This is a genomic window from Variovorax sp. HJSM1_2 (assembly GCF_049316285.1).
Taxonomy (GTDB): Bacteria; Pseudomonadota; Gammaproteobacteria; order Burkholderiales; family Burkholderiaceae_C; genus Rhodoferax_B.
Map to the genome: position 1 here is coordinate 1 of NZ_JBMOXA010000066.1, position 287 is coordinate 287.

General features: G+C 63.4%; 1 protein-coding gene. It reads right to left on the reverse strand.

Annotated elements, in window-relative coordinates:
* The coding region (locus ACFQ95_RS25970) for an NAD(P)(+) transhydrogenase (Re/Si-specific) subunit beta (protein ID WP_422835864.1) at window positions 1-287 on the reverse strand (287 nt) is incomplete at both ends.

Here is a 287-nt window from a genome sequence, read left to right on the forward strand (position 1 = left end):
GCGGCCATGCTGCGTTTGTTGACGATCACGGTCTTGGCGCGGTAGGCCTCGAGGATGGGCATGCCGTAGATCGCACTACCCTTGGTGTGCGCCGCAGGATTCACCACGTCGTTGGCGCCCAGGATGATGGCCACATCGGCCTGGCCGAACTCGCCGTTGATGTCTTCCATCTCGAACACCTGGTCGTAGGGCACCTCGGCCTCGGCCAGCAGCACGTTCATGTGGCCCGGCATGCGCCCGGCCACCGGGTGGATGGCGTATTTGACGGTGATGCCTTTTTCGGTGAG